An 18,865-nucleotide genomic window follows, 5' to 3' on the forward strand; every position below is an offset into this window, starting at 1 on the left:
ATTATGGTTCGCTTGTGGTTGGAACGATCGCCAGATAACGAAGGGATAGTGCATATGATGCCGTTGAAAGTTTCGTTGGTTGTCGCCTTCACCGCTGTTTTGGCAGCAGCTACCAGCGCGCTCGCACAGGATATTGCCGGAGCGAGCGACCATCCTCTTGTCGGACGTTATACCGGGGCGGAGATCTCTTACTACGACCAGCGCGCCTATGACGAAATCGCGCTGCCCGACCAGGTCGTGCCGGATGGCAAAGCCCGTACGCCGGAATCCTGGGTGATGAATTTGGCAGGCACTGTGACCTCAATCCGGTATGAGGGTCCCGCTGGACGATCCGCACTCGAAGTTATGCGAAACTATCAGCAAGCCTTGGAGAAGAATGGATTTGAGACTGTCGTCTTCTGCACAAGAGCGGAATGCGCTGGCGGGGGAGGCGTTTCATCGTTTTGGAACGAGGCCAGGGGCAGTATCGGCATGCCGACCACCTGGAACACATCGATCTACCTGCTTGCCCGCAAAGGAGGCGTTCACGTCGCGCTCCTGTCGGTGGAAACCGGATCCGGCACGGCAGTCGTTCCGCATGTCGCAGTTACGGTGGTTGAAGCCGAGGAGATGGACAGCGACCAGATTACCCTGGTCGAGGCCTCGGCAATGGAAGAGGCCTTTGCACAGGATGGACGCATAGCCGTCTACGGCATCTATTTCGATTTCGATTCGGCTGCTCTGCAGCCGGAGTCCGATGCACAGATCGCCGAACTCGCCCGCCTTCTCAAGGACAATACGGCCCTCAACGTTGTCATCGTTGGCCATACGGATTCAATCGGCAATTTCGGCTATAACCTAGAACTATCCCAGCGTCGGGCCCAGGCTGTTGTCGATACACTGGTCTCTCAATACGGCGTCGACACCGGGCGCCTCACACCCGCCGGCGCCGGCATGGTGGCCCCGGTGACGACGAACCGGACCGAAGAGGAACGCGCTCGGAACCGGCGCGTGGAAATCGTCGAGCTCTATTCCGAAAGGTAGTGCAAAGCGATCTCGGCAATGCGCTCAAGAGGTTATATTGTCGGCATGCGCTCCTCCGTCGGACGCGTTCCCACACGGGCCGAAGGATGACTGTAAATCCGGATCTGCCGGTATCCGGGCCCGGCGATCGCGATTCTGCAGGGCACAGCCGGCACGGTCACGATCGACAGCTGCGCCGGCGCGACCGCGGCCACCGCATGCCGCTCCCAATAGAACCTTATGGTTTTATCTTTGTGTCCGGATGTTTTTCTTCGCTCAGATAACAGTGAAGCGTAATCGGTGACTTTCTGACAGCCGCAACTGCGCCGTCGACAATATCGCAGTCCAGGATATTGTCCGGATTGCTCTTGCGCGCCGACACTACATTGACGTTGACCATGACGTCGCCCTCAACCCATTTGAGCGTTCGTTTGTCGACCTTTGCGCCACTGATGTGGGCGTGTCCGCCGGTGCCCGGAATCTCAACCCATTCGTCTTCTGTTGAAACGCTGATTTGGCCGATCTCGTCGGCGTGCTTCTCGGCACCGGGCTTCGGCTCGCCATAGTAAGAGGCAAAGGCAGCGATCTCCTCCTTTTCCGCCGCAAGCCTGGCGGCTGCTTTTTTGGAGAGCGTGACGCTAAGGTCGAAGCCCATGTCACCCTGTGCCGTTGCAGATGGGGAACATGCCAGCAGCATGGTTGTCGCGATCGCTACAGGAACAGGCCTCATTTCATTTTTCTCCCCTTCCAGTTCATATGAAGAATCTTCACCGAAAAAGATTCCGTCCTCCCGATCCTTCGCGTTTTCGGAGCAGGACCCTGAAAACGGGTGTCCACTTTCGAGATCACGTTTGGATGCCTTCCTCGCGAAAGCGGCGTAGAATTTCCTGGTTGATCATCTGAGCGTGCTCGAGATAGGCCGTGTGATCTGGCGGGCTGTACGAGTAGGTGACGATGATGTTGAGAGAATCCGGGTTGATCTCGTTGAAGAAGACGCGCGGCGGCTGGTCCGGATGATTGATCGCTTCATTCGGATGCCGTGCTGATGGCTGTCCCTCTGCTTTCGCCACGCCGGAATTGGGCACAGCCAGGATTTCCTCCAGGATCGTCATCGCGCGCTGGATTTTCTCTAGAGGTGCATCGCGAGGCTGGGGAAGGTTGACCTGGCGTTTGATAGAAGGCCGCATGTCGACATTTTCGATGTCCATCTCGGCAACGTTTTCGTTGGGGATGCTGACGAGATGTCCAGTGAGCAAGCGCAGTCGGGTCGAGCGCATTCCAATGTCTTCGACGATGCCGTCGTAACCCCGAATCTTGATGCGCTGACCGACCTCGAAGGGTTTATCCAGGAGCAGCATTAGGCTCCCGAAAACGTTCTTCAGCGTGTTTTGCGCGGCAAGAGCGACAGCCAGACCGGTGACACCGGCGCTGGCGACGATCGTAGCCAGCGAGAAGCCCATGAGGCGCATCCCTTGCAGCAAGATGGCGATAATCGCGACGATGCTGACGACGCGAATGCCAAGAGCCATGAGATGAATGTCGGACGGCCGCCGCTTGGCGTATTCGGTGGCGGCAGACAGATCGATCATCACGGTGCCAAGCGAGAAAATGAAGATGATCGTTGCTATGAGCGCCATGCCGTAGATGACGTAGACCGCGCTCTGAAACACCAGGCCGGTGATGAATATCTTGTCACCGATCAGGTCATACAGCCCGTAGCTGATGATCGCAGCGGCAAGTGGTACGAGAAGCAGAATCGAATTCTTCATGAGCGGCGTCGCGTGCCGCGTCAGGCGTTTGAGGACCGACGATAGAAGCCAGATCGCCACAATCGCCAGGACAAAAAGAGTAATCATGGCGATCCACTGCCAAAGGGTCTGTCCCAGGATGTCCTTGTGCAACCAGTCCGGCAGTCCGTCCGTCCATGCCTGGAGTGTGGGGTTGGGTGTCAGAAAGGATGCTTCGTAGAAGCCTTCGGCGGCCCTGGTGCGGTAGGGGAACGATCTCAGTTGCCAGTATAAGTCTTCGATACTCTCAAGCGTTTCCTCGCTGAACAGATATCTTCCCTGATTCGACCCCTCGTCGATCCTTACGATCTCCAGAGGACTGTTCCCGATCTTCCAAGCTGGCGAATGGCCGTCATCAATTGCGGTGAGCATCTGCCCTCGGTCGGGAATTTGATTGACCGGGGGCAAGCCTATCCGATCGATCACCTCACGAAGATAGACGGCGGAACTCACGGCGACGTCCTGCCGCAGCGATGGTGCGACGTTCCCGAGGTCAAAGAACCACTGCATCTCGTCATACAGATGCCGCAGCTCTGCTGTGTCCTCTTGCGTGTATGTGTCCTGCCGCAGCAAGACGTAATATCGCTGGGTCAGTTCGAGAAAGCTGATGATGGTGTCTCTGGGGCTATTCGTATTTGCCGGCTCAAGCAACTCCACCAGGGGCTGAACATCCTCTCCATCAGGTTCGGAGAGTTGATCGAGAATGCTTTCGATGCCGTGCGTGCTCCCGGATGGAGAAAAGGAGACGTTGGCGCCCTCACCGGCCGGGTCGGGACCGGTATCCTGTGCAAATGCCCCGGTACACAGGACCATGACAAAAAGCGCCATTGCAAGGCGCAGGGTACAATTCGGATTGTTCATTTCACTCGATCAGATTGAGAGATCACAGGCGGCGTCTCTGACCGGAGATCTCGTTGTCGACAAAGCGGCAAACCTGGTTGAGATAACCTCCCGGCATCGGTTACCGACGGTCCGGACGATTGCACCGGCGACGCCATCGGCATCTGTCGACGACTTGCCGCTAAAGCGCCGTGCGTCCATGTGGGCGCACAAAAGATGCACAATCTTCTGGTTCCGGGCCGAAACCCATTGCTCAAAGCACCCCTTTGACTACTTCACGATCAAGGAAGCGCTGATTGTCTTCGTTGTCCAGCGCCTGCTGCTGCAGCATGCACTGGTCGTAGGTTGGCGTTCCGCGCTGGATGCCAAGATTGTCGCATGCTCTCTGGTAGGCCTCGCGATCCAGATCGTCGAGCGCCTGGCAACCGCCAAGGGCTGCCAGAATTGAAGTGTATGCAACTAACCCAAAGCCTCTTGCTGGCGTCATTCTGCCTTCTCCGCATTTTTGGATTTCGGTACTGGATGGAATTGCCGGCCTTCCTGCGGACCTGCCTCATCGGTTGTGCAGACGGCGAAAGCCAACAAAGCAGGGATCAGAGTCGCATCGTTAGCGAGCTTGATTATGCGCGCCTCCTTCGGGATCATCTTTGTGTCCCTGCTCTACGCAGAATACGTCCGCGGCGCAGGGTGCTTGGCGTCGTGAATTTGTGGCGCCGCATGGACGCTGTCAGGTGGCTGTGACTTGCAAACCCGGTGATGCCGGCGATCTGCGATAGGGACAAATCCGTTGTAATCACAAGACGCTCGGCCAGTTCGAGGCGGGTCGTGAGGATGTATTGATGGGGTGATTGGCCAGACGTCTGCTTGAAGGCGCGTATAAAATGGCTTGGCGATAGACCGGCGAGCAATGCCAACTGTTCGATCGACAAACGTTCACCGATGTTGGTCCTGATGTAATCCCGAACATCCCGCCAGGCTTTGGGCGGAAGCCCACCCCGGTGCGGGGCTGCAGGACAATCCTGAAGGGTCGAATAATTGCGCAGGAGGTAGGTGGAGAAGACCGTAAGCAGGGAATCCATATAGAGAGGATTCAGCGACTTCCCTTTCTGAAATTCATCCCGGACCAACTGCGCCAGCAAAAGTGCCTTCTCATCCACATGTCCGGTTGGCGGAGGGCAGAATTCAAAATCTTTCCGCTCGAATTCCAGATCCGCCAGCTTGTTGAGTTGTTCGGGCGCCAAGGCCAATAAAAGATTTTCCTTTGGCACCTTCCAGCGCGCAAAAAGCTCGGCGTTGCAAGGAACAATCTCGAGTGTGCCAACTGGAGCCAGAAACCGTGATCTTCTGTCCGAATTGAGCGCCACCTCCCGCCCGGGTTGTGGCGTCAGCATCACCAGCGCCATGTGAGAAGGCGCGTTGAAAGCGATTGAATTGGGTCCCGTCAGCGTGCGCGTTGCGGCTCCGCTGGTTGTTTCGAATTTGGGTCCCCATTCGTCGGGAACACTGCTCAGTAGGCTGCCAACAGTTTGAGTCACCCTCGCCCCCTGGTTACGCCTCAGCGAGATGGCTTAGTCAAAGCCGACTGCGGCAAACCCCGTTCGAAACAATCTTCGACAACCGCCGCGGTAGGTGATTTTCTAGCAACTTCCTCCGAAATTCAAGAAACTAATCATACTTCTGCCATCGGATGGCTAAGAAGTGGTTATTACTGGTAGCGTCTCAATAAAAATTTCATAATATTTCATATAGTGAGCCGATTTTTTGGCGATTTGACTGCCGGCTCTATCAAGAATCTATCATCTATCAAATAGTTGCTATTTTTCTTGCCGCATTCGGTGAAACATTACCGTTTCTGTGCTTCATCCTACGTGTGGGCGTGTTCGGCTATGTCCCTCTGCGAAGCGATGAATCAGGGACAAACGATAAGCCGCACGGGGCGCGACACGAACTGACAGGTGAGGGAATGATCAAACGGAATGTAATTGGTTTCGCCGGCGCGGCCATGCTGTTGGCGGGCTGCCAAGCCAGCCCGGACCCACAGGTTCAAGCGCGCAATCACGAGTTCGGATGCATCGCCGGCACTGTTGGCGGCGCTGTTGTTGGCGCATTGATAGGCAGCACAATCGGTGGTGGCACTGGTACTGTGCTGGCCGAAGCGGCCGGAATCGGCGGCGGCGGTTATCTCGGCAATCGTTTGGCATGTCGCTAGGAGAGGGAGTACATTCGATGCACAAGATAGTTCTTGCCGCTGCAATCACCCTTCTAGCCGGAACCGGTCTGGCGGCGGCACAGCAGGCATCAGCGATGCATGAAGGTCATCTAAACCAGCTCGACACCGACAATGACGGGGGCGTCAGCCAGGGGGAGTACCAGACCTTCATGACTGAAAGCTTCGTCAGGCTCGACAGGAATGGGGACGGTGTTCTTGTCGAGAGTGAAGTGACGGAGGTGTTCACACCGGAGCAGCTCGCCGCCATTGACGCCAACAAGGATGGTCGCGCGAGTCGCAACGAATTCCTGAATCAGGTCATGAGGGATTTCGCAACGGCTGATCGTGGCGGCGACGGACATTTGAAGTGATCATTGGCCAGGTGTGGGCATCTGCAAAACAGGTACCTTTGACGGAGGGATAGTCGATGAGAATCGCAATACCGACCGCTGCCATGATTCTGGCTATGCCAGCCTTAGCCATTGCCCAGGACAAATGCGCCGATGCCAAGGATCAGGCCACTATGAACGAATGCTCCAATGCGGCGTTTAAGGAATCCGACAAGAAGCTCAATAAGCTTTACAAGCAGATCGAAGCCCGTCTGTCGGACGATGCGGACGCCAAGAAGCTTCTCGTTCAAGCACAGCGCAATTGGATCAAATTTCGCGACGCGGAGTGTAGTTTCCAGACTGCAGGAGCGGCCGAAGGAAGCGTCATGCCAATGCTCATTGCGTTGTGTATGGACGGCCTGACGCAGTCTCGTGTCGAAGACTTCGAGGGGTATCTGAACTGCGAGGAAGGCGATCTGAGCTGCCCCGTTCCGGCCGCGAACTGACATCTCCCGCGACTGACTCGCAATGGCAGCGCCATCATACTGGATTTTGTCCCATCGATTATCGACAGGGCTTTGCTTTCCATTCCGCCGGCCGACCCGGGCCGGCGGCGACGCGCTGGGTGGTCGAATTCAGAGGTTTCGCCAATCCCGTCCCTGGTTACACCGGATGCGGGCGGCAACTGTGCTCTCAGGAGCTAGCGCTCATTCGCGCCGGCCAACGTCTCGTCTCAGGCTTCATTCACCAACCAATCCATCAGCGCTGACGTTGCACCGCTGGATGAAGGGCTTGGTACAAGCCAGTAGCCGCGGTCGGCGCGCGTGACTTCCGGGCCGACAGTGACCAGGCTGCCGCGGGTGAGATGCTGATCCACCAGGCCGATCCAGCCCAGCGCGATCCCTTGCTCCGCAAGCGCCGCCTGGATCACGAAGCCATAGGTGTTTAGCCCGAGATCGCCCTGCGTGGGTTCCCGCCTCACGCCGTGCGTGGCAAGCCATGTCGTCCAGGTGAGCCAGCGCGGCTTTCCGGATGTCTCCAGGTGGAGCAGGGGCGCCTTGGCAAGCTCCGCAGCCTTCTCGAACGGGCCGAAACGGTCGAGAAAACCAGGAGCGCAAACCGGGACGACGCGCTCCGGCATCAGAAGACGCGCGTCGTCGGGGAAATCATCCTTCGCACCGAAAAGCACCGCCGCATCGGCATCACTTTCCAGTTCGTCCTCCAGACTTTGTGAAGCGACGATATGCACTTCCACCTGGGGACGCAGACTGCGGAATTCTGCCACGCGCGGCATCAGCCAAAAGGCGGCGAAGCCGTAGTCCGTGAATATCCGGACGGCCGGTATGCGCGCATTGCGGCGGATATCGTGTGCGGCCCTGTCAATGCTCTCCACGCTTGGGTGGATCGCCCGAAAGAGTATATCGCCGGACTCCGAAAGCCGGCTGCCGCTTTGCGCGCGGTGAAACAGGGATACTCCGAGCTGCTCCTCGATGCGCCTGATCTGATAACTCACCGCTGGCTGTGACAGCCCCAGCTCCTGCGCCGCGCGGGTGAGGCTGCCAAGCCTTCCAACCGCGTCGAAGATGCGAAGCCAGCCTATGTCCAGCGGTCGGCGAGTCATAAATAACCTTTATGATCGTGATCGAAAATCAGCGGCTTTAAAGATAGCCCAATTTGCGCGTTTAATGGAAACAATCAAAAACAAATAGAGCCAGGGGAACCACGCCATGACAACGCACCGTTGTTTCGGCCTTGCAGCGGCCGCCTATCTTTTGCTTAGTGCTCCGGCGCTGGCCGCCGACCCGGAAAGCTGCAAGTCCATCCGCCTTTCCGACCCGGGCTGGACGGACATCAACTCGACCAACGCCATCGCTTCAACCCTCCTGGAAGAACTCGGCTACGCACCCGAGGTTCAAATCCTGTCGGTGCTGGTGGGATATCAGTCGCTGAAGAACAAGGACATAGACGTCTTCCTTGGCAACTGGATGCCGGCGCAACAAAAATTCGTGGACGAACTGAACGCCACGAACGCGGTCGAGGTACTGGTCAAGAACCTCACCGGGGCGAAGTTCACCCTGGCCGTGCCCGATTATGTGGCCGAGATGGGCGTGCGCGATTTCAAGGATCTCGATGCCCATGCCGACGCTTTCGACAAAACGATCTACGGCATCGAGCCGGGCGCGCCCGCAAATGAGAACATCCAGCGGATGATCGATTCAGATCATTCCGGCCTGGGTGATTGGAGTCTAGTCGAATCCAGTGAAACGGGAATGCTGTCCCAGGTCGCGCGTGCCGAACGGGAGGAGCAGGCGATCGTCTTCCTGGCCTGGGCACCGCACCCGATGAATACCAATTTCGACATCACCTATCTTTCCGGAGGCGACGAGTATTTCGGGCCGAACTATGGGGGCGCTGAAGTATTCACCCTGGCGCGCACCGGCTGGTCCGCGCAGTGCCCCAATGCCGCACAGTTCTTCCGCAATCTCGTCTTCACCATTGATATGGAGAACGAGATGATGGGCAAGATCCTGGAGGAGGGCAAAGAAGCTCGTGCTGCGGCGGTGGAATTTCTGAAGGCGCACCCAGAGGTGATCGAGCCCTGGCTCGCGAAGGTTACAACGCTCGACGGCAAGCCCGGGCTCGAAGCTGTCAGAGCATCCCTCGGCCTCTAGGCTCCCGGAGCGGAGCCGGTGCCACGACCTTTCGACCGTGGCACCGGACCATTCACCAGTTCAAGTCTACCGCGGAGACCACTGCGCGTGATGAACCGTCCCAACATCCTCATCATCATGGTGGACCAGCTCAACGGGACGCTTTTTCCCGACGGCCCGGCCGATTTTCTCCATGCGCCGCACCTGAGAGCGCTCGCAGCTCGTTCGGCCCGATTCGCCAACAACTACACCGCTTCGCCGCTCTGTGCGCCCGGCCGCGCGGCGTTCGTGAGCAGCCAGTTGCCTTCGCGCACGGGCGTCTACGACAACGCGGCCGAGTTCAAGTCCGATATTCCCTGTTATCCGCATCACCTGCGCTCGGCCGGCTATCATGTCTGCCTGTCCGGCAAGATGCATTTTGTGGGTCCCGATCAGCTTCATGGCTTCGAGGAACGCATGACAACCGACGTCTATCCAGCCGACTTCGGCTGGACGCCGGACTACCGCAAGCCGGGCGAGCGCATCGATTGGTGGTACCACAATCTGGGTTCCGTTACGGGCGCCGGCGTAGCCGAGATCACCAACCAGATGGAATTCGACGACGAAGTCTGCTTCCACGGCGTGCAGAAGCTCTACCAGTTCTCTCGCACTTCCCAAGACACCGGGCGCCGGCCGTGGAGCCTCACTGTCTCATTCACCCATCCGCACGACCCCTATGTCGCTCGGCGCAAGTATTGGGATCTCTACGAGGACTGTGCACAGCTCGAACCGCAAATCGGGTTCATCCCTTACGACCAGCAGGATCGTCATTCGCAGCGTCTCTACAAGGCAAGCGACTACGCTTCCTTCGATATCAAGTCCGAGGACGTGCGCCGCGCCCGGCGCGGCTACTTCGCCAACATCTCCTATCTCGACGACAAGATCGGCGAGTTGATCGACACGCTCGAGCGCACGCGGATGCTCGATGACACGATCATCGTCTTCTGCTCCGACCACGGCGACATGATCGGCGAGCGCGGGCTCTGGTTCAAGATGAGCTTTTTCGAAGGGTCATCGCGCGTCCCGTTGATGATAGCGGGGCCGGGCGTCGTGCCGGGTCTTCACCGAACGCCAGTTTCCAATCTCGACGTTCTGCCGACGCTCTGCGCCCTCGCGGGTATCGACATGAGCGCGATCATGCCGTGGACCGACGGCATGTCACTGGTGCCGCTCATGTGCGGCGAAGGCCGCTCGGAACCTGTGTTGATGGAATATGCGGCAGAGGGGTCCCACGCGCCACTGGTTGCCATTCGGGAGGGACATTGGAAGTTCGTCCACTGCGAACTCGACCCGCCGCAGCTTTTCGATCTGGAATCGGATCCGTCGGAGATGACCAATCTCGCCGCCGATCCGGTACATGCCGAGAGGGTAGCCGAATTCATGGCCAAAGTCCGCCTCAGATGGGACATGGCCCGCTTCGACGCAGAGGTGCGCGAAAGCCAGGCGCGCCGCTGGGTCGTCTACCCTGCACTTAGGAACGGCGCCTATTTCCCGTGGGACTTCCAACCGCTCCAGAAGGCCTCGGAGCGCTATATGCGCAATCATATGGATCTCAATCAGATCGAGGAGAATCAGCGCTTCCCACGCGGGGAGTAATCGGCGCTGCCGGCAGCCCACCCGCCTTGCGGCCAGCAGCACGGGAAAACACGGGGAACGATAAACACGCCTAGCTGTCTGCTTCGGGTGCGGACGGCACGTTCTTTGCCGCATTAGCGATCGAGGAAGCCCGGTCGAGCGGCGCGACGAACGGAGGCAGAAGCCGCACGAAGCGGCATACCCATGGAGGCACAGACATGACCCATCAAGTGAGAGTGGGCCCGCTCGGGCCTTTTCCCCACGTGAGCATACCGGTTTTTTCAGTCTCGGCTCTTCTGATAGTAGGGTTCATCATCTTCGGTGCCGTCTTTACCGAAACGGCGGCGTCGCTCTTCACGGGGGCGCAGACGGCTATCGCCGACTACTTCGGCTGGTTTCTCATCCTCGTCACCAATCTGGCGGTTCTGATGAGCCTTTACCTGGCTTTCGGACCTTACGGAAGAGTTCGCCTCGGCGCGCAGACGGAAGCGCCGGAATACGGGCTCTTCTCGTGGACGGCGATGCTGTTCAGCGCCGGTATCGGCATTGGCCTACTCTACTGGGCAGTCGCCGAGCCGCTGTTCCACTTCTTTTCGCCGCCGATGGCGGAGCCCGAAAGCGTGCAGGCGGCCGAGCAGGCGATGGTTCTGTCGTTCCTGCACTGGGGTATTCACGGTTGGGCGCTCTACTGCATCGTCGGCCTGTCCCTCGCCTATTTTCATTACCGCAAGGGCCTGCCGCTCTCGATACGCTCCGCGCTTTACCCAATGATCGGCGAGCGCATCTACGGGCCATGGGGACACGCGGTCGACATTCTGGCTGTCTTCGGCACCATGTTCGGGATCGTCACCACGCTGGGGCTGGGCGTAATGCAGATCGGCGCCGGGCTCAACAGCCTGTTCGGCATACCGGACAACCTCTTTGTCCAGATTGTGCTGATCGCCATCATCACCGCTTTCGCGACCGTCTCGGTCATGCTCGGCCTCGACAGCGGCATCAAACGTATAAGCAACTTCAACATCCAACTCAGTTTCGTGCTGCTTGCGTTCATCCTGATCACCGGGCCGACGCTCTATATCCTCGACAGCTTCATCGAAAATGTCGGTAACTACATCGGCAATCTGGTCCAGTTCAGCTTCTGGAGCGAGGCCTATTCCGGTACCAACTGGCAGGTGAACTGGACGATCTTCTACTGGGCCTGGTGGATATCGTGGGCGCCGTTCGTGGGCATCTTCATCGCCCGCATTTCCCGCGGGCGCACCGTGCGCGAATTCACGCTCGGCGTCCTGTTCATTCCCGTCTTCATCCTGTTCTTCTGGTTCACCGCCTTCGGCGGCGTGGCCATCCACATGGAACTTGCCGGCGATCCGGGTCTGATCGAGGCAACGCGCCAGGGGTACGGCAACGCCATCTTCAAGCTGCTCGAATACTTTCCGCTGACGCGTCTGGTGACGGCGGTCGTCATCGTGATGATCGTGGTATGGTTCGTGACGTCCTCGGACAGCGGCAGCTTCGTCATCGACATGCTGACGGCTGGCGGCCATATCGACCCGCCGAAGGTGCAGCGCCTGTTCTGGGCGACCACGGAAGGGGTGATCGCTGCCATACTGCTGGCGGCAGGCGGCCTGGCGGCCTTGCAGGCGGCGGCTGTCGTGGCAGGATTCCCCTTTGCCTTCGTTATCCTGGTGATGATGTACGGCCTTCTGCGGGCGCTTGGCCGCGACCATCTCGTTCTCTATCGATACAAGCAGTGGTTCCAGACGGAGCACGAGGCCGAACATAATCTTCCCAGCGCCTATGTTGGCGAGATGGCGCTTTCCGGCCCGCCGCCCGTTACCAAGGAGCGGGAAGGGGAGGCCAGTCAGCGCGACGATGCTCCACGGTTCGCCGGTGGATGATCATAGCCTCCAGCATGTGGAGCATGTGCTGTGCACAGCCCGGTTCCATGGAGTAGTTGCTATCACCTGCGATCCTGAGCTTCATGGTCATGCGCAAACGCCTGGAAACGATCGAGACCGACGATTTTGCAATATTCGGCATAGCTCATCTGTCCGGTGAGACCGTCGGGCGATCCCGCCGAGGATAAATGTGCCAGCGCCCGTTCGATGGCGCTGCATGCGGCAAAAAGTGTGGTCACCGCATAGAGCACGATCGAAAATCCCATTTCGGCCAATTCGGCGCGGGTCAGCGTGGAGGCATCGGTTCCGTCCACCTGGGAGATAACCTTGGGTCCCTCCAGTCCCCGCGCAATCCCCTCGGCCTCGGCGCGGGTCTTTACGCCGTCGACAAAGACGAGGTCGGCACCCAGGTCACGATAGCTTCGCGCCCGGTCAAGCGCCGCTTCAAGACCTTCGGCTTGAAGTGCGTCGGTGCGTCCGATGATGACCAGATCGGCGTTTGCTTCCGTACGGGCCGCAACTGCCGCGGCGATACGCAATTCCGCCTCGCGCCTTGGAACGATGCGGACTCCGGCCAGTTGCCCACACCGTTTGGGGCTTTCCTGGTCTTCCAAATGCAGGGCGGCCACGCCGGCCTGCAGGTATTCTTCAACCGTCCGACGCACATTGAGCGGTCCGCCGTAGCCGGTATCCGCATCCGCTATCAAGGGAATCCGGACCGCACGAACCATGGCGCGGGCGTGAGCGGCCATCTCGGTTTGCGTCATGAGCCCGAGGTCCGGCTGTCCCAGGCGCATGGCCGTCGCCCCCAGGCCCGTCATATAGACTGCGGTGAACCCGGCATTCTCCACCAATCGCGCGGTCAGACAATCCGGCGCGCCGGGTGCGGCCACCAATTCCCCTCGCGACAACTGTTCCCTCAGGCGGGCCGCTCCGGACATGAGCGGTGTCGGTGCTTTGGCGATCATGTAGCTAACCTCTTGGAAGAATCTCGCACCGGTCCCAGATGCCCCTCCGCCAGCGCCTTCTGGTAGACATCTGCCGTCCGTTGCACATGCACCGCGAGCGCCGCATCGTAAGCGGCGAAGTCTTCCCTCGTGAGCATGTCCAACATCTTTCGGTGTTCGGCCATCGACTCCGCACGCCGCGCTTTGTAGGGCGCCGTGATGTTGGCGCGCAGAGCGGCAATGCGGCCTGCTGCCAGAGCGTAGGAATCGCGCAGATAGGAATTGCCGCAGTGATCGAAAGCCGCCTGATGGAATGCGCTGTCGAGTTGGCCATACTCCACGACCTTACCCTGCGACAGCGCAATCTCCATCTGCTCGACGAGGGTGTTAAGAGTATCGAGGAACCCCGTTCGATCCGCCCGCATGGCCGCCCGCGTTCCCTGCGCCTCCAGCATTTGCCGGTACTCGCAGATCGCACCGAGATCCTCCAGCGAAGTCTCGAATACGAACGACCCCCGCTTGGGTCGCACGACGACCAGCCCTTCGCGCGACAGGATCGCCATCGCATCCCGGATCGGCGTGCGGGAGATTCCCATCTGTGCGACGAGACGATCCTCGGAAATGTTTTCGCCGAGCTTGAATGCACCGGTCACGATCGCGTTCCGAATCTGATCGGCCGCGATCTCCGCAAGTGAACGCGGCGGTTTGATCCTGCGAACATTCATGTGTGCAATTCCTCGGATCGTTTCCGTCCTTGCCTCCACCATAGCCAGAGCGGCACTGTCCAGACTATCGCGACCACAAGTGCGAGCCCGGCTGCGATGGGGCGTTCGACAAAGCCGACGAACGAACCGTCTGACTTGATCAAAGAGGTTACCAGATTCTGTTCGACGAGGAGCCCCATGACGATCCCAAGGATCGTCGGAGCAACAGGAAAGCCGTTCTCTTCCATCAGATAGGCCAGAACGCCAAGAACCACCATGATGACGATCCCCGAAGCACTGGCGTCGATCGAATAGGAACCGACGATGCAGAAACAGAGAATCAGTGGTGCAAGCACGAGTTTGGGGACCCGAAGGACTTGCGCCGCCAGGGCAACGGCCAACAGTCCCAGCGGCACGATAAGCAAGTTCGCCAACAGGAACACGAGGAAAATCGCCGTGATCTTGTCGCCGCTCGTCAGAAAGACCATCGGTCCTGGATTGAGACCCTTGATGTAGAGCACGCCGATGACGATGGCCGTGATGCTGTCGCCTGGGATGCCGAAGACTAGGGCCGGCACATAGGCGCCGGAAAGCGCCGAATTGTTTGCCGCGCATGCATCGACCAGCCCTTCCTCGCTACCTTTGCCATAGGTCTTCGGAAACTTCGAGAATTTCTTGGAGACCGCATAGGAGATCCACGCTGCGATGTCCGATCCGGCACCGGGCAGGATGCCGATGGTCGTGCCGATCGTCGAACTTCGCGCGAGGTTCCATTTGTGCCGCCACAGGACTCCGCCAAGCCCTCGGAACAGCACCAACGGGTTGCCGATCGGAGCGACGGATGGCACGGTGTCGCGATGGACGAAAGTGCGTATCAGCTCGGGAATGGCGAACATGCCGATGAGCGCGGGCACGAACGCCACGCCATCCAGAAGCGAGGGAAGTCCGAAGGTGAAGCGTGGCAGGCCCGACGTCGTGTCCATGCCGACGCTCGCGATCATGAGGCCGAGACCGAGCGAGATCAGGCTCTTCAGAATCGATGCCGAACCGAGCATCACTGCCGCGGAAAGGCCGAGAAGCGCCAGCCAGAAATATTCGAACGACGTGAAGTTCAGTGACACCAGCGCCAGTTGCGGCGCGGCGAACATCAGGACAAGCGAACCGAAAACGCCGCCGATGGCCGAGGCCGCGACAGAAATGCCGAGAGCGCGGCCGACCTTGCCCATGCGCGTCAGGGCGCTGAGATCGTCGACATAGGCTGCCGATGCCGCCGTCCCCGGGATGCGGATCAGGGCGGCCGGAATGTCGGAAGCGAAGATTGCCATCGCCGCTGTGGCAACAATGGCGGCGATGGCTGGCACGGGGTCCATGAAAAATGTGAGAGGGACCAGCAAGGCCGTCGCCATGGTTGCCGAAAGCCCAGGCACCGCCCCGACAAACAGGCCGAAGAGCGCACACGACAACATGACGACGAACATGTCCCAAGTCAGAACGAGCTCCAACGCCGCGTCGAGATGCTGAAGGACCATCACAGAATTCCCTTCAGAAGTCCGGCCGGCAGGGGCACGTAGAGAAGGCGAGTCATCAACAGATATACCGCCAGCACGAAAACCGCCGACACCCCGATCCAGATCGGATGCCGGTATCCCGAAAGGACGAACAGCGCAGTAACCAGCACGAAGCCACCGAGCGGAAAGCCAACGCTCTCGAACACCAAAGCAAGCAGTACGGCCCCGACAGTTGCCAGCAGAGCTGCGGCGAGCCGATCAGCATGCCGCCAGCCGGGATCAATATCGAGTAACGTCGTGCCCCGCGTGCGCAGCCCCGAAATCGTCAGAAGCGCTCCTCCGGCGATAAACAAGGCGCCCAGCACGCTGGGAAAAGTTCCCGGTCCGATGCTCTGACCGGGCATTTGCGGATACCCCAGGGCGGTCACCACCACCCAGAATCCGAAGGCAAGCAGAATTGCCCCAATCAGGCTGTCGTGAAACTTCATCGCGTCCAAGCCTCCCTGGAAGCCGACATCAGGGGAGGGCAGTTGCCCCCCCCTTGCGAATCCTATTGCTTCGCCAGACCAACGGCCTTGAGGCTTTGCGCGAGCGCCTTATCCGAACTTCCCATGAAAGCCTCGAATTCACCCGATGGAGTCCATTGGGTGGCGTAGCCACGATCCTTCATGAAAGTCATGTACTCTGGATCGTGGACAACCTTGCCGACGGCTTCCACCAACTTGGCAGCGATGTCGTCGGGAACGCCGGCGGGAGCAACTACGCCACGCCAGGATCCGAGCGCGAAATCATGGCCGGTCGCCTCGGTGAATGTTGGCAGGTCCGGTGCCGAGTCGAGGCGCTCATTCGCAAATACAGCGAGCGGCTTGATCAGCCCGGCCGACATCAGCGCTGCTGCTTCCGGTAGCGACGCGGTTGCGATCTTGACGCCGCCGGCGGCCAGGTCCTGCAGGCCCGGAGCCGCGCCCTCCGAGGGAACCCAAGCGACCCGTTCGACGGGTAGGCCTGCTGCCAGAAGCATTCCGGCCAGAGCCAGATGGTTCACCCCGCCTTGCGCCGAACCCGACGCCTTGAACTCGCGATCGGGGGCCGACTCCAGCGCCGCCAATAGGCCCTGGATGTCGTCAAAACCGGAGTCCGTGCGGACGAAGATCGCTGCGGGGTCCGAGTTGTAGAGGCCGATCGGCGTATAGGCTTTGTAGGTGAGATCGGTCAGGCCCAAAGTGTGCATAGAGCCGATTTCCAACGTCGCGATGCCGATCGTCTGCCCGTCCGGTGCCGCTTCGGCAATAGCGGAATGGCCGATCACACCGGACCCGCCCGTGCGGTTCACGACCGGCACCGGCACACCCAGCTCCTTTTCCAGCAGCGTGCCGATCATGCGCGCGGTCGCGTCGGTGCCGCCTCCTGCGCTCCAGGGCACGATCAGGGTGACCGGCCCACTTGGCCAATCCTGCGCTGCAGCCGGAAGGCTCGCGCCGAGCACCACTGCGGCTACAAGAGATAAAATGCTACGTCTGTTCGAGTTCATGCTTTTCTCCTCCCAGGGTTTGGCCCTCCACGACGTATGTCGCGACAGGGTCAGTCAAAGATCTTCGTCGGATTGAGTATTCCGTTCGGATCGACGCAGCGCTTGATCCGCCGCATAAGGTCGATCTGGGCTTCGTCCCTTGTGAACTTCAGATACGGCTTCTTCAGCAAACCGATTCCGTGCTCGGCCGAAACCGTGCCGCCGAGATCCCGGACGATCCCGTAGACGATCTCGCTGACCGCTGGCAGCGGCTGCGAGGCCGCGCCAGGCACCCACGCAACGATGTGAATGTTGCCGTCGCCGACATGACCATAGTGTACAGAATGACAGCCGAGCTGTTCCAGCAGCAGGGGCTTGGAACGATTTACGAATTCTTCGATCCGCCGGATCGGCAGGCCGATATCGAACGAGATATGAGGCCCGATCACATCAGGATTGGCGAATTCGGCCGCGGCGTCGCGCGTGCCCCAGAAATCGGCAATGTCGGTCAGGCTTCGGGCGACGGCACCGTCCTCGATAGCACCGTCGTCGAACAGTCGCTCCAGCCAGGCGTCGAATCGCACGACGTCAATCTCGTCATCGAGCGCCTGCATCTCGACGAGCACCACATGGGTCCCGTCGCCCATCGACACCGGCGCCTTGCCGCCCGGAACCCGCTCGGTCGCCTGATGCCAATAGTCCGCCCACATCACCTCGAAAGCCGAAAGGAACGGTCCGAGGCTCCTACGCGCGGTGCCAAGCAATTCAAGCACCTTGTCATAACCGGTAACCACGCAAAGCGCGGCCGCCACGCATCCCGGTTTCGGATGCAGGCGCAGCACGGCGCGTGTGATGACGCCGAGTGTGCCCTCGGCCCCGAGGAAAAGCTGCTTCAGATCATAGCCGGCATTGTTCTTCAGCATCCTGTTTAGCATCGGCAAGACGGTGCCGTCAGGCAGCACGACCTCGAGGCCGAGCACCAACTCACGCGCCATGCCGTAGCGGATGACGCGATTGCCACCCGCATTGGTCGAGAGATTGCCGCCGATCGCACAGGAACCGCGCGCGCCGAGATCGAGAGCGAAGAAGAGTCCTGCCTCCTCAGCCGCCTGCTGGACAGTCTCGAGCGGAGTGCCCGCCCTCACGGTCATCGTCATGCCGTCGGCATCGATCTGGTCGATGCCGGTCATACGCTCCATTGACAGGCCAACACCACCATCGAGCGGCCGCGCCCCGCCACAAAGACCGGTCAATCCTCCCTGTGGCGTAACGGCGATCCCGGCCTTATGGCAGGTTCGGAGGATCGTGGAGACCTCCTCGGTGGTGGAGGGCCGAAATACTGCCAAAGGTGTGCTTGCGGGAAGGAAACTCCAATCGATCCGGTTGCGGTCCGGGACATCGGTGCCAACAAGTGCAGCGCTTGCACCGACTTCCAGTGCAAGTTGCTTGATCACTTCACCCGGCGCATATGCCGCCATCACACCCCTCCCACGGCTGTTATGTGTTACATATAACAATCATCGCCGTTGGGCAACTGTACCGGGTGCGCAAATCTCCCTCCTTTGCCGCTCGCGTTCCAGAGCGTCCGCACGGCGCCGGAAGGCCAGATCACTGCAGAGCGGCAACATCCGTCGGCTGTATGACTATTCCTGCTGTCACTGGGCTTTCGGCGAACCTGGCATTCGGGAGTTTGGGGGGGGGGCGGCATGATCTTGCTCTGGGCCGGCTTTTTCATCCCCTCCAGCTACGCCTTGGAAGTCGAATATGCTCTTGGAAAACCGAACGCCAACCTCCTTCCTTCGTAGAAAAGACCAGGAAGATGGGCTGAGGCATCTGTCGTATCTCCAACTTGCCTGTCTGCCAGAT

Annotated in this window: 19 protein-coding genes; 8 read left to right on the forward strand and 11 right to left on the reverse strand. The window is 59.5% G+C overall.

Annotated features, from left to right (window positions below; all coding sequences use genetic code 11):
* Positions 1–54: 54 nt before the first annotated feature.
* On the forward strand, positions 55–1,023 hold the full coding sequence (locus tag N1058_RS09250) for an OmpA family protein (protein WP_265517233.1): 969 nt from the start codon (positions 55–57) through the stop codon (positions 1,021–1,023).
* 217 nt (positions 1,024–1,240) lie between these two features.
* Here the strand turns inward: N1058_RS09250 and N1058_RS09255 are convergent, their stop codons facing one another.
* Together N1058_RS09255 and N1058_RS09260 are read right to left on the reverse strand one after the other, a co-directional pair.
* The gene (locus tag N1058_RS09255) at positions 1,241–1,732 is read right to left on the reverse strand and encodes a hypothetical protein (RefSeq protein ID WP_265517234.1); all 492 of its coding nucleotides are present in this window, start codon (positions 1,730–1,732) and stop codon (positions 1,241–1,243) included.
* A 115-nt stretch (positions 1,733–1,847) separates the two neighbouring features.
* Complete coding sequence (locus tag N1058_RS09260) at positions 1,848–3,650, reverse strand: mechanosensitive ion channel family protein (protein WP_265517235.1); 1,803 nt, start codon at positions 3,648–3,650, stop codon at positions 1,848–1,850.
* Between N1058_RS09260 and N1058_RS09265 the strand changes: the two genes are divergently transcribed.
* On the forward strand, positions 3,643–4,077 hold the full coding sequence (locus N1058_RS09265) for a hypothetical protein (RefSeq protein ID WP_265517236.1): 435 nt from the start codon (positions 3,643–3,645) through the stop codon (positions 4,075–4,077). The genes N1058_RS09260 and N1058_RS09265 overlap by 8 nt on opposite strands.
* 35 nt (positions 4,078–4,112) lie before the next feature.
* On the opposite strand, the gene N1058_RS09270 is transcribed toward N1058_RS09265, so the two are convergent.
* Positions 4,113–4,274 carry a hypothetical protein gene (locus N1058_RS09270; RefSeq protein WP_265517237.1) on the reverse strand — a complete coding sequence of 54 codons (162 nt, stop codon included), beginning with the start codon at positions 4,272–4,274 and terminating at the stop codon, positions 4,113–4,115.
* Entirely contained in the window at positions 4,271–5,164 is an 894-nt protein-coding gene (locus N1058_RS24120; protein ID WP_265517238.1) for a helix-turn-helix domain-containing protein, read from the reverse strand. Before N1058_RS24120 ends, N1058_RS09270 begins: the two co-directional genes overlap by 4 nt.
* A gap of 467 nt (positions 5,165–5,631) precedes the next feature.
* Here N1058_RS24120 and N1058_RS09280 point away from each other — a divergent pair, with 467 nt between their 5' ends.
* The 3 genes from N1058_RS09280 to N1058_RS09290 are packed head-to-tail and all read left to right on the forward strand — an operon-like array spanning position 5,632 to position 6,673.
* Positions 5,632–5,838, forward strand: a complete 207-nt coding sequence (locus N1058_RS09280; RefSeq protein WP_265517504.1) for a hypothetical protein — start codon at positions 5,632–5,634, stop codon at positions 5,836–5,838.
* A 17-nt stretch (positions 5,839–5,855) separates the two neighbouring features.
* Complete coding sequence (locus N1058_RS09285) at positions 5,856–6,209, forward strand: EF-hand domain-containing protein (RefSeq protein ID WP_265517239.1); 354 nt, start codon at positions 5,856–5,858, stop codon at positions 6,207–6,209.
* A gap of 56 nt (positions 6,210–6,265) precedes the next feature.
* Positions 6,266–6,673, forward strand: coding sequence for a lysozyme inhibitor LprI family protein (locus tag N1058_RS09290; protein ID WP_265517240.1), 408 nt, complete (start codon positions 6,266–6,268; stop codon positions 6,671–6,673).
* A gap of 227 nt (positions 6,674–6,900) precedes the next feature.
* Here the strand turns inward: N1058_RS09290 and N1058_RS09295 are convergent, their stop codons facing one another.
* Positions 6,901–7,788 (reverse strand): choline sulfate utilization transcriptional regulator, encoded by an 888-nt coding sequence (locus N1058_RS09295; protein WP_265517241.1) that lies wholly within the window; start codon positions 7,786–7,788, stop codon positions 6,901–6,903.
* A 106-nt stretch (positions 7,789–7,894) separates the two neighbouring features.
* On the opposite strand from N1058_RS09295, the gene N1058_RS09300 reads away from it, so the two are divergent.
* The 3 genes from N1058_RS09300 to N1058_RS09310 all read left to right on the forward strand — a co-directional run bounded on the left by N1058_RS09300 (position 7,895) and on the right by N1058_RS09310 (position 12,330).
* On the forward strand, positions 7,895–8,839 hold the full coding sequence (locus N1058_RS09300) for a choline ABC transporter substrate-binding protein (protein ID WP_265517242.1): 945 nt from the start codon (positions 7,895–7,897) through the stop codon (positions 8,837–8,839).
* 90 nt (positions 8,840–8,929) lie between these two features.
* Complete coding sequence (gene betC, locus N1058_RS09305; RefSeq protein WP_265517243.1) at positions 8,930–10,453, forward strand: choline-sulfatase; 1,524 nt, start codon at positions 8,930–8,932, stop codon at positions 10,451–10,453.
* A 197-nt stretch (positions 10,454–10,650) separates the two neighbouring features.
* A complete protein-coding gene (locus N1058_RS09310; RefSeq protein WP_265517244.1) occupies positions 10,651–12,330 on the forward strand; it encodes a BCCT family transporter in 1,680 nt (559 codons plus the stop codon).
* Positions 12,331–12,392: 62 nt separating this feature from the next.
* On the opposite strand, the gene N1058_RS09315 is transcribed toward N1058_RS09310, so the two are convergent.
* From N1058_RS09315 to N1058_RS09340, 6 genes are all read right to left on the reverse strand, one after another.
* Complete coding sequence (locus tag N1058_RS09315) at positions 12,393–13,298, reverse strand: isocitrate lyase/PEP mutase family protein (RefSeq protein WP_265517245.1); 906 nt, start codon at positions 13,296–13,298, stop codon at positions 12,393–12,395.
* A complete protein-coding gene (locus N1058_RS09320; RefSeq protein ID WP_338040653.1) occupies positions 13,295–14,044 on the reverse strand; it encodes a GntR family transcriptional regulator in 750 nt (249 codons plus the stop codon). Before N1058_RS09320 ends, N1058_RS09315 begins: the two co-directional genes overlap by 4 nt.
* Entirely contained in the window at positions 13,999–15,510 is a 1,512-nt protein-coding gene (locus N1058_RS09325; RefSeq protein WP_265517247.1) for a tripartite tricarboxylate transporter permease, read from the reverse strand. Before N1058_RS09325 ends, N1058_RS09320 begins: the two co-directional genes overlap by 46 nt.
* Positions 15,510–15,977, reverse strand: a complete 468-nt coding sequence (locus N1058_RS09330; RefSeq protein ID WP_265517248.1) for a tripartite tricarboxylate transporter TctB family protein — start codon at positions 15,975–15,977, stop codon at positions 15,510–15,512. Before N1058_RS09330 ends, N1058_RS09325 begins: the two co-directional genes overlap by 1 nt.
* Positions 15,978–16,039: 62 nt before the next feature.
* Complete coding sequence (locus N1058_RS09335) at positions 16,040–17,020, reverse strand: Bug family tripartite tricarboxylate transporter substrate binding protein (RefSeq protein ID WP_265517249.1); 981 nt, start codon at positions 17,018–17,020, stop codon at positions 16,040–16,042.
* A 50-nt stretch (positions 17,021–17,070) separates the two neighbouring features.
* Entirely contained in the window at positions 17,071–18,477 is a 1,407-nt protein-coding gene (locus N1058_RS09340; RefSeq protein ID WP_265517250.1) for an FAD-binding oxidoreductase, read from the reverse strand.
* Positions 18,478–18,865: the final 388 nt, after the last annotated feature.

This window comes from Nitratireductor luteus (genome assembly GCF_026162365.1).
GTDB lineage: Bacteria > Pseudomonadota > Alphaproteobacteria > Rhizobiales > Rhizobiaceae > Chelativorans > Chelativorans luteus.

What these genes read in the sequence shown, in the direction of transcription:
- N1058_RS09340 (WP_265517250.1), bottom strand. Translation starts at nt 18,477, where the DNA reads ATGGCGGCATATGCGCCGGGTGAAGTGATCAAGCAACTTGCACTGGAA.
- N1058_RS09295 (WP_265517241.1), bottom strand. Translation starts at nt 7,788, where the DNA reads ATGACTCGCCGACCGCTGGACATAGGCTGGCTTCGCATCTTCGACGCG.
- N1058_RS09335 (WP_265517249.1), bottom strand. Translation starts at nt 17,020, where the DNA reads ATGAACTCGAACAGACGTAGCATTTTATCTCTTGTAGCCGCAGTGGTG.
- N1058_RS09255 (WP_265517234.1), bottom strand. Translation starts at nt 1,732, where the DNA reads ATGAGGCCTGTTCCTGTAGCGATCGCGACAACCATGCTGCTGGCATGT.
- N1058_RS09280 (WP_265517504.1), top strand. Translation starts at nt 5,632, where the DNA reads ATGCTGTTGGCGGGCTGCCAAGCCAGCCCGGACCCACAGGTTCAAGCG.
- betC (WP_265517243.1), top strand. Translation starts at nt 8,930, where the DNA reads ATGAACCGTCCCAACATCCTCATCATCATGGTGGACCAGCTCAACGGG.
- N1058_RS09325 (WP_265517247.1), bottom strand. Translation starts at nt 15,510, where the DNA reads ATGGTCCTTCAGCATCTCGACGCGGCGTTGGAGCTCGTTCTGACTTGG.
- N1058_RS09250 (WP_265517233.1), top strand. Translation starts at nt 55, where the DNA reads ATGATGCCGTTGAAAGTTTCGTTGGTTGTCGCCTTCACCGCTGTTTTG.
- N1058_RS09310 (WP_265517244.1), top strand. Translation starts at nt 10,651, where the DNA reads ATGACCCATCAAGTGAGAGTGGGCCCGCTCGGGCCTTTTCCCCACGTG.
- N1058_RS09285 (WP_265517239.1), top strand. Translation starts at nt 5,856, where the DNA reads ATGCACAAGATAGTTCTTGCCGCTGCAATCACCCTTCTAGCCGGAACC.
- N1058_RS09270 (WP_265517237.1), bottom strand. Translation starts at nt 4,274, where the DNA reads ATGATCCCGAAGGAGGCGCGCATAATCAAGCTCGCTAACGATGCGACT.
- N1058_RS09290 (WP_265517240.1), top strand. Translation starts at nt 6,266, where the DNA reads ATGAGAATCGCAATACCGACCGCTGCCATGATTCTGGCTATGCCAGCC.
- N1058_RS09300 (WP_265517242.1), top strand. Translation starts at nt 7,895, where the DNA reads ATGACAACGCACCGTTGTTTCGGCCTTGCAGCGGCCGCCTATCTTTTG.
- N1058_RS09330 (WP_265517248.1), bottom strand. Translation starts at nt 15,977, where the DNA reads ATGAAGTTTCACGACAGCCTGATTGGGGCAATTCTGCTTGCCTTCGGA.
- N1058_RS09260 (WP_265517235.1), bottom strand. Translation starts at nt 3,650, where the DNA reads ATGAACAATCCGAATTGTACCCTGCGCCTTGCAATGGCGCTTTTTGTC.
- N1058_RS09315 (WP_265517245.1), bottom strand. Translation starts at nt 13,298, where the DNA reads ATGATCGCCAAAGCACCGACACCGCTCATGTCCGGAGCGGCCCGCCTG.
- N1058_RS09320 (WP_338040653.1), bottom strand. Translation starts at nt 14,044, where the DNA reads ATGGTGGAGGCAAGGACGGAAACGATCCGAGGAATTGCACACATGAAT.